The sequence below is a fragment of the Xenorhabdus griffiniae genome (genome assembly GCF_001028135.1).
In the GTDB taxonomy this organism is placed as follows: Bacteria; Pseudomonadota; Gammaproteobacteria; order Enterobacterales; family Enterobacteriaceae; genus Xenorhabdus; species Xenorhabdus bakwenae.
Genome location: NZ_LDNM01000027.1, coordinates 38327 through 46707 on the forward strand (window position 1 = coordinate 38327; position 8381 = coordinate 46707).

Annotated in this window: 7 protein-coding genes and 1 pseudogene; 6 read left to right on the forward strand and 2 right to left on the reverse strand. The window is 41.9% G+C overall.

From position 1 onward, the window contains the following. The first annotated feature begins 212 nt into the window (after nucleotides 1-212). Complete coding sequence (locus AAY47_RS07410; RefSeq protein ID WP_047768400.1) at nucleotides 213-3206, forward strand: Eco57I restriction-modification methylase domain-containing protein; 2994 nt, start codon at nucleotides 213-215, stop codon at nucleotides 3204-3206. Between the two features lie 50 nt (nucleotides 3207-3256). Here the strand turns inward: AAY47_RS07410 and AAY47_RS07415 are convergent, their stop codons facing one another. Continuing rightward, nucleotides 3257-4882 (reverse strand): Eco57I restriction-modification methylase domain-containing protein, encoded by a 1626-nt coding sequence (locus tag AAY47_RS07415; RefSeq protein WP_047768402.1) that lies wholly within the window; start codon nucleotides 4880-4882, stop codon nucleotides 3257-3259. Then, a complete protein-coding gene (locus tag AAY47_RS07420) occupies nucleotides 4872-5060 on the reverse strand; it encodes a hypothetical protein (protein WP_047768403.1) in 189 nt (62 codons plus the stop codon). The genes AAY47_RS07415 and AAY47_RS07420 overlap by 11 nt, the downstream gene beginning before the upstream one ends. A 675-nt stretch (nucleotides 5061-5735) precedes the next feature. Between AAY47_RS07420 and AAY47_RS07425 the strand changes: the two genes are divergently transcribed. The 5 genes and pseudogenes from AAY47_RS07425 to AAY47_RS07445 form a co-directional block, all read left to right on the forward strand. After that, the gene (locus tag AAY47_RS07425) at nucleotides 5736-5999 is read left to right on the forward strand and encodes a helix-turn-helix domain-containing protein (RefSeq protein WP_047768405.1); all 264 of its coding nucleotides are present in this window, start codon (nucleotides 5736-5738) and stop codon (nucleotides 5997-5999) included. A gap of 175 nt (nucleotides 6000-6174) precedes the next feature. Further along, nucleotides 6175-6717, forward strand: coding sequence for a PilL N-terminal domain-containing protein (locus AAY47_RS07430; protein ID WP_047768407.1), 543 nt, complete (start codon nucleotides 6175-6177; stop codon nucleotides 6715-6717). Next, the gene (locus tag AAY47_RS07435; RefSeq protein ID WP_047768409.1) at nucleotides 6717-7415 is read left to right on the forward strand and encodes a TIGR03759 family integrating conjugative element protein; all 699 of its coding nucleotides are present in this window, start codon (nucleotides 6717-6719) and stop codon (nucleotides 7413-7415) included. The genes AAY47_RS07430 and AAY47_RS07435 overlap by 1 nt, the downstream gene beginning before the upstream one ends. Beyond that, nucleotides 7391-7930, forward strand: a complete 540-nt coding sequence (locus AAY47_RS07440; protein WP_047768411.1) for an integrating conjugative element protein — start codon at nucleotides 7391-7393, stop codon at nucleotides 7928-7930. The genes AAY47_RS07435 and AAY47_RS07440 overlap by 25 nt, the downstream gene beginning before the upstream one ends. Then, nucleotides 7927-8381: pseudogene (locus AAY47_RS07445) on the forward strand (conjugative coupling factor TraD, PFGI-1 class); the annotation flags it as partial. The gene AAY47_RS07440 and the pseudogene AAY47_RS07445, both read left to right, overlap by 4 nt.

The window sequence follows — 8381 nt, forward strand, 5'->3', positions numbered from 1 at the left end:
TTTTTTCTCAAAATCGTGCCAGTAGTGCGCTATACCACCAAGTGGTAACGTTCTGACTTGACTCAATTTTTATAATGTTACAGAGTATCTATTGTACAGGAGGCGATTAAAATCACTCATGAAACAAAAATTACGCAAGTTTAATTCACAGGAGCTAAGTGTATGAACCTTAGCAACTCTGAACTGAATAGCTTAACTTCTGAAATAATAAAATGACAAAAATTGAACAGTTAGAACGTTTGGTTGATCGATTCACTAGTGACTTAGATTACTATCGTTCCAGTCGCTACAATGAGACTCAATTAAGAACGGATTTTCTTGATCAGTTCTTCATGATTCTTGGGTGGGATATCACAAATTCGAACGGTAAGTCAACGAATGAACGTGAAGTATTGGTTGAGGAAGGTTTAAGGGCTAGAGCAGGAGAAAACACTAAAAAACCTGATTACACATTCCGTTTCTTCTCAGAACGTAAGTTCTTCGTCGAAGCTAAAAAACCGAGTGTTCAGGTTTCAACTGATCCAGAACCAGCAAAACAAGTTCGTCGTTACGGCTTTACAGCAAAATTAAAAATCTCAGTTTTATCAAACTTTGAATACACTGCAATCTATGATTGTTCTAACCAAGTCTCAGAAGACGATACTGCGTTGAATTCCAGAATCAAGTTATATCACTTCACTGAGCTAGTTAATAATTTTAATGAAATTCAGAAGCTTATTGGTAAAGACAGCGTGTATTCTGGTCAATTCGATTCTGAATGGTCAGACATTGAAAACAACATTTCACGTTTCAGCGTTGATGATCTGTTTTTGAAACAAATCAATGAGTGGCGTTTGATGCTGGCTAATGAATTCATCACTATCAAACCTGAATTAAGTGAAGAAAAACTAAATGATCTAACGCAGAATTACATCAACAGCATAGTGTTTTTGCGTGTCTGTGAAGACCGAGATTTGGAAGATTATGAGACACTTTATCATTTTGCTCATCAAAAAGATTTTCAATCTCTCATCAGTAAATTACAAGACTCTGATCGAAAATATAATTCAGGCCTATTCGCCCTTGAAAATATTGACGAACTGATTAGTAATAAAGATTCTTGTATTTGGACAATCATCGAACAGCTTTACTTCCCCCAAAGCGCGTATTCTTTCTCCGTATTTTCTTCCGATATCTTAGGGAGCATTTACGAAGTATTTTTGAGTGAGAAAATACGCATTAAGGAACCTGGAAAAGTAGAGATTCAGCCTAAAGAAGAACACATTGATCGGGACGTTGTTACTACCCCCAGTCATATTATTAAAGATATTATTCGAAATACTGTTATTGAGTTCTGTAAAGACAAATCTGACGAGCAGATATTAAACTCTAAATTTGCGGATATTGCTTGTGGCTCAGGCGCTTTTTTACTTGAAGTATTTCAGACGATTCAAGATATTTTGATTGACTACTATATCGAACATGATCGTTCGAAATTGCAACAGCTAACTGAGCACAGTTTCAAATTGAAACTCTCTGTTAAGAAAGAGATTCTAACTCGCTGCATTTACGGTATTGATAAAGACTTCAACGCTGTTAAAGCTTGTTCGTTTGGTTTACTTCTAAAACTACTCGAAGGTGAGTCAAAAGAGACTATAGGTCCCAATAAGCCAATTCTACCAAAAACAGAGAGCAATATTCTTTTCGGAAATAGTTTGATTACTCTGTCTGACAATGTGAAAACAACAGATCTTTTTAGTGTGAATCCATTCAACGTTGATCATAGCTTTGACGTAATTGTGGGTAATCCTCCCTACATGGCAACCGAGCACATGAAGCAAATAACGCCAGCTGAACTACCAATTTATAAGAAGAAATACAAATCCGCTTTCAAACAATTCGATAAGTACTTCCTCTTTGTAGAACGTTCAATGCAACTTCTGAAGGATAATGGTTATTTGGGCTATATACTTCCGTCAAAATTTACTAAAGTAGGTGCTGGTAAAAATCTACGTAAATTACTTGCTGATAATAAATACCTTTGTAAACTAATCTCGTTTGGTTCGAATCAAGTTTTCAAAAACAAAACAACCTATACTTGCTTATTATTTTTGAAAAAATCTCAGCAAGAAAAGTTTTCTTTCTATGAGGTCAAGAATTTCAAGAAATGGCTCACTCGTGAAGATACATTCTTACTATCAAGTAATTACGAAGTAGATAAACTGGATTCAGATACTTGGATTCTGGAAAAAGAAACCAATGAAATCTTGCAGAAGATGTACAGTAATTCCCTGCAATTAGGTGATATCTTAGGCCAAAAAGCGATTGCAAACGGTATTCAAACCAGTGCCAACGATTACTATATTCACAAAGGGATTAAGATCGAACAAGACTATATTTACTTTGCATACGATGGTCATGAATATCATGTTGAGAAAGAATTGACTCGCCCATACTTTGAAACTCAGCGTTCAGGAGAAGACCATTTCTACACGTATAAAGACGTAGAGCCGAATGCTTTCGTCATTTATCCATACAAAAAAATAGGTGATAGAGTTCAACTCATAGAATATGCGGATTTAGAGCAACATTACCCGAAAATGTTCGAATTCTTGCAAGTGATAAAAGATAATTTAGATAATGGTAAACGCTCTATTAAGCCTGACCCTACTACACCTAATGAATGGTATAGATATGGCCGTAGTCAAGCTCTCGAAAACTGCGATGTGCCACAAAAGATCATTGTTGGCGTTTTATCAAATGGTTATAAATATTCAATAGACAATAACAGAACCTTCATATCATCGGGAGGAACCGCTGGTTACAGTATCATTAATGTTCCTGAAACTTGTCCTTATTCTATTTACTATATTCAAGCGATTCTATCTTCAAGATACTTAGAGTGGTTTGCTTCGATATATGGTGAAGTATTCAGAGGGGGTTTTGTCGCTCGTGGGACAAAAGTTCAAACACGGATGCCAATCCCAATAATCAATTTTGGCAATACAGAAGAAAAAGCGAAGCATGACGTTATTGCAGATTTACAACAAAGAATGAACAAACTACATTCAGATATATCCAAAGCAGATACACGCTCGAAAATCGTTTTAGAAAGACAGTTCGACACTGCAAAAGAACAAATGGATAACTTTATAAAAGATTTGTTCGATCTTGGTGAGCTAGACAGTAAAATCCCTTCTGTTACTGATTTGTATAACCACTTGTAATTTAAGAATAAAAGCAGCTCATATTAAGTGAGCTGCGATTCTGATACATACTATTTACGTAAACGTCTATCTCTTAATTTTTTCCAAATAGACATTAGGTTTTCATTATCTTCATTGGTAAAACCTAATTTAGATAAAATTGCCTCTCCTTGCATTCGCATCGCCTCTTCAACTTTACCTTCTTTCACTAGCTGGTTCAGAGTAACCATATCGTGCTTATTACCTTCAATGACTGGGATATAAAGCTTTTCTATTTCAGAAGGAACAAGCTCTAATACCCCGCCACCATAATAACGCCCTTCTAACTCTGCTGTGATGGCTGTGAGAGGGTTTAAAAAACTGCACACCAAGTTTTCTGCGCTTGTGAAAGTCGAGGATACACGATAAGCCGTATCTGTTGTGTATGCTCCAACTTGGTTTAAAATCAGTCGAGGAGCTTCGTGACAACGTTTCAGCATGCCAATTTCGGTGCTGTAAACGGATGGCACCTTATACCAAGGCTTGCGAATACGGCACTTATAACGTTCATGATATTTCTCAGTTTCACCAAGCTCAATATAATCTTTTACCTTTGCAGGAGCTTTTTTAAGCTCTTCTTTGATGTATAAAAAGTTTGTTGGAAGACCTTGATCCTGATTGCTCTGATGTTGTGCTTTGTCATACAAGATACCTGGACAGTGTTGACTACGGCCAAACATAGGATGAGCGTATTGTTCTAATCCATATTGCTTGATAGTTTCGTTATCTACTAAAAAGAACTTGTTGGCTCCTGTTACAATGCCAACATCAACTTTTGCTATATCTCTGAATTTATGTATAGATTTATGACTAATAAGCTTTTTAATAAGTGACAGTTCGTTCTTTTGCAGGATTGCTTTTGTCCACTTACCTTCTATTGTTTCGCCATTTATTCCCAAGGTTTTGTTAAATAGTTCATCAGGGGATTCTTCAAGAAAGTCGAAACCATTTACACTAACAATACCCACACCCTCTGATGACTGTTCAATCCGTTCTTTCTTCTCTGCTAAGATAATAACAGCCCCTTGCAGAGTATCTTCAAACCAAATCTCTTTCGGATCGATTATCACGATTTTTGAACAGACTTGTCCCATATAGTTACGAAGCGATTGAGCATGCATTACGTGAATAATCTCAGAAGGGATAACCATTCCCATTCGACCACCATTCTTAAGTAAAGCAAGAGTCGATAGTAAGAAAGGAACCCAAGCATTTGTATGTTTGGTAAACTTCTGTCCTAATTGCTTAAAAACAAGTTCTGCCTGTTCCTGAAATGATTTTTCAAGAAATTGATATCTTATAAAAGGAGGATTGCCGATAACAGCATCAAACAAACTATGTCCTAGATTCAGTTGCTTGTTTGCCCAGACTAGAAAATCACCTTCTGTAACAATAGCATTGTCAAAACCCAAAGTTTGACAACGTTCAGACGCTTTTTGAGCTTCTGTATCAAACAATTCAAAACAAGAAAGCTTAATAGTCTTATTACATTGATTATTGTTAAGTGATTGAATGAATACACCATCACCGCAACTTGGCTCTAAAACTGATTCAGGCCGTTTACTTAACACCCATTTAGTTACGTAATCTGCCAAGTTCTGAGGTGTGTAGTAACCACCTCTTAGCTTTTGGCTTGTCTGGTCTGCTTTAAATTTCATCATCTACCTTTGAAAAACTCTTAATAAGTTCATTTCTTTTTTCTTCTATATGTTTCTGAGCCTTATCTACAAACCAGTCTTTAAGTGTTTGTTGTTCATGCGCTAATATTGAGTATAGGGCTTTTTTCAATTCTGGATCGACTTCCAAAACTATGCGCCCTGATTCACCTTTTGCCATTAGATAACCTATGTAACATTTGTTATGTAACATAAGTTACAGGTTTTTAGGCTAAATCGAAAGCTTCATTAGTAGAAAAATTTGAGTACCTTGGAAAGGATTCTCTTTGTACCACCTATGGAGTTCGTTAACGTAAGTACATATTGTTTCAATCAAGCCTGAGTTAATAGTCGACTTTGAATGTGTAATACAATACAAACCAAAATTCAGGAAAAAGAATTTTTCATCACAAGATAATTTGAGAAATATATTAAAGCGGTTAAAAACTAACGACGAACATGTTCTTAGCAGTCTAGAATATCATTTACTAAGCTTTAAAATTACCATGATCAATTAGATATATGAGCTATTATTATGGCGTCTTCTCGTTAGATTGTTCTTTATTTGAACAGGGTCGGTAATCTAATAACTTAATTTACTTGTTAAACTTACCTGTTCGATTATTGAATTCGATAACACAATCAGTTAAAGTAAAAAAGCTATCAGCTCATCTGATAGTCGGGGATTTGCGACCTCGTTTGTTATCCACTGGTAGGAAGTTTCTACCAGTGTGCCTGCTATCGCCCCTTCAATGGCGGTTCAGGCAGGGGAGACTCACGTCTCGCCGGCTGATAACTCCGGTATCGCAAACCCTGTCTGAACTACCACCAATAATCAACAGAAGGGGACGCAGGTATGACTCACACTCGACAAGACTGGCACCCAGCCGAAATTATTTGTGCATTACGCAAGCGTGGTACGACACTCGCCGCTTTATCCCGAGAATCGGGACTCAGCTCTTCTACACTGGCAAATACCTTATCCCGCCCATGGCCTAAAGGGGAGTTTATCATTGCTACCTGTTTGGAAATGGAGCCTGCTGAAATCTGGCCCAGCCGCTATTTTGATCGTAATGGTAATTTGCTTGAGCGAAAAGCGCGTAAATCGGTTGCTGAATAATGCCCTGTTATCACTCATGCCACGTAATACGATAATACCGGTTCAGGGGTTATCCGTTACTTCCTGTTGCGGCATTTTTATTTTCAGCAAACACAGTTGAGTTGTTCATTGAATACATCACAGGGTTCCCTGCATAGTCAGGATTATTTTACGACTGAGCAGGAACCTATTTGGCATGAAAATAACTGTGTTAACCGGCTTAATGGCGGTAATACTGACGGGATGCACAGCTCCCGTAAAACAACCGCCACCTCAGCTTTCCAAAGAGACCTTTCCTTCCGTTACGCTGACCCGTAACGTTCAGCCGGTTTCACCGGATATTTATGGGCAAAAAACAGAAGTGGTCCGTTATGGCCGCTATTTGCTGGTCAGTACCGACCCGACAGCGGCCCAGCGTGACCCGCTTTCCCAGCTGGTTGATAGTCAGCTCCCCGCCTCTCAGAAACCCACCGTGGCTGATGCGATGCGTTATGTTTTGCGTCAATCGGGCTACACATTATGTGCGCCGGAAAAAACCAATAACATCTTATATCGTCAGCCCTTGCCGTCGGTGCACACACAGTTAGGCCCTGTCCGGTTGCGTACCGCGTTGCAGGTGATGGCAGGCCCGGCCTGGCAACTGAACGTGGATGAAGTGCAGCGAGTGGTGTGTCACCATTTACGCCCGGGCTATCAGTTACCGACTCCGGCTAAACAAACGCAGCAGGGAGGGCATTGATGAAATGGCATCGTTTCGGTTTATTGATCTGGTTGCTGAACAATCCGGTCTGGGCAGCCACACCGACACCGTTAGCCTCGCAGCAGACACCATCGACAGCAAGCCAGCCGCAATTCCTGAAAAATCAGGCTGAACAGTGGACGTTAAGTGCGGATGAATACCGGCGTTATCAGCAACTGATGAGTGGGCCCCGGGGTATCCAGTCCCCGGGGCTTGATCCGCTGACCACATTAGGTATTGAAGCCGACAGTGATGCCGAACGCCGCCGTTATGCTGAACAGTGGGTCAGGGCGGAGTTTGCCCGCACAGAGAAAGAGCTGCGTTTCCAGCGGGAAGTGGATGCCGCCTGGCAGCGGCTGTTTCCGGATGTGTTGTCGGTCAATATGACAACATCACGGGAGACAAATGGACGGCTGGCGCTGTTTGTCAGAGTCAACGATTGCCCGCCCTGTGACACCCGTTTGGCCGAAGTCCTGGCGGCAAAGCAACCGGTGGATATCTATCTGGTTGACAGTCAGGGTAATGACGACACATTACGCCAGTGGGCCAAAAACCATCATATCCCGGTTGAGCGGGTACGTCACCGGCAAATCACGCTGAATCATGATGCGGGGTACTGGTTCCGGTTTGGCAGGGGGCGGATGCCGGTAGTGTTGCGACAGGGGGAACAGGGATGGCATATCACATCATTACAATAAAACGGCTGAGCCTGTTACCTATTGTTGGTTTGTTATGGATGAGTGCCTGCCAGGCTGAACTGAACGTGATTGCCGATTTAGGCGGCCAGGAGGCTGCGCCCTTTTATGCAGGTATTCATGCTCAGTCAGATGATATCACTTTGCCGCCACCGCATTTTTCACCCGAGCAGGCCGGTGAAGCGGCCATGTTGCCGGTGAAAACACCGGAACTCACGCCGGGAAAAGTGGCAAGCCGGCCACTGCAACTGCCGGGCATTGGCGCACTATTTCTGATGGGTGATGACGCTGATTCGCGCCAGTGGTTAAGCCAGAATGCTGTACGACTTAAGCAATTGCATGCGGTGGGACTGGTCGTCAATATCAGTGAAATGGCGGCGTTACAGTCACTGCGGGCATTAGTACCGGATTTGCTGCTATCACCGGCTTCCGGCACAGAACTGGCCCGCCGTTTGCAGTTACAGCATTATCCCGTACTGATCACTGAAACCGCTCTGACTCAGCAGCCCTCACTATGAGCCGCCGTTACGTTGTTGAAGCCCTGTTACGTCCTGCCGTCGAGCTGAATACCGCGGTGGTTTCCGCCGTTGCCGCGTTTGTCTGCATCCGGGCACCCTGGGCGATTGCACTGGCACCGTCAGTCAGCTATGTGATGGCCGGCGGTTTTGCGGTATTAGCGATGATACGCACGTGGCAGGGCATTCAGGTACTCCGCTATCGCCGAAACCTGCGCCGCTTGCCGCGCTACCTGATGAGCACAAAACAGATCCCCGTCAGCCATCAGCGTCTGTTTCTGGGCAGGGGATTTCGCTGGCAGCAGAAGCATACCCAGCGTTTGCAGGATACGCGGCGACCGGAGGTCGAACGCTTTGTGCAACCGTCTAAGGTTTATCAGCTTGCCCGTGCACTGGAGCACCGAACGGAATACCGTTGGCCGAAATTGTCGGCCCTGTTACGCAACGACTCCCC

Coding starts and splice junctions, on each gene's coding strand:
- AAY47_RS07410 (WP_047768400.1), top strand. CDS start 213: ATGACAAAAATTGAACAGTTAGAACGTTTGGTTGATCGATTCACTAGT.
- AAY47_RS07415 (WP_047768402.1), bottom strand. CDS start 4,882: ATGAAATTTAAAGCAGACCAGACAAGCCAAAAGCTAAGAGGTGGTTAC.
- AAY47_RS07430 (WP_047768407.1), top strand. CDS start 6,175: ATGAAAATAACTGTGTTAACCGGCTTAATGGCGGTAATACTGACGGGA.
- AAY47_RS07435 (WP_047768409.1), top strand. CDS start 6,717: ATGAAATGGCATCGTTTCGGTTTATTGATCTGGTTGCTGAACAATCCG.
- AAY47_RS07420 (WP_047768403.1), bottom strand. CDS start 5,060: ATGGCAAAAGGTGAATCAGGGCGCATAGTTTTGGAAGTCGATCCAGAA.
- AAY47_RS07425 (WP_047768405.1), top strand. CDS start 5,736: ATGACTCACACTCGACAAGACTGGCACCCAGCCGAAATTATTTGTGCA.
- AAY47_RS07440 (WP_047768411.1), top strand. CDS start 7,391: ATGGCATATCACATCATTACAATAAAACGGCTGAGCCTGTTACCTATT.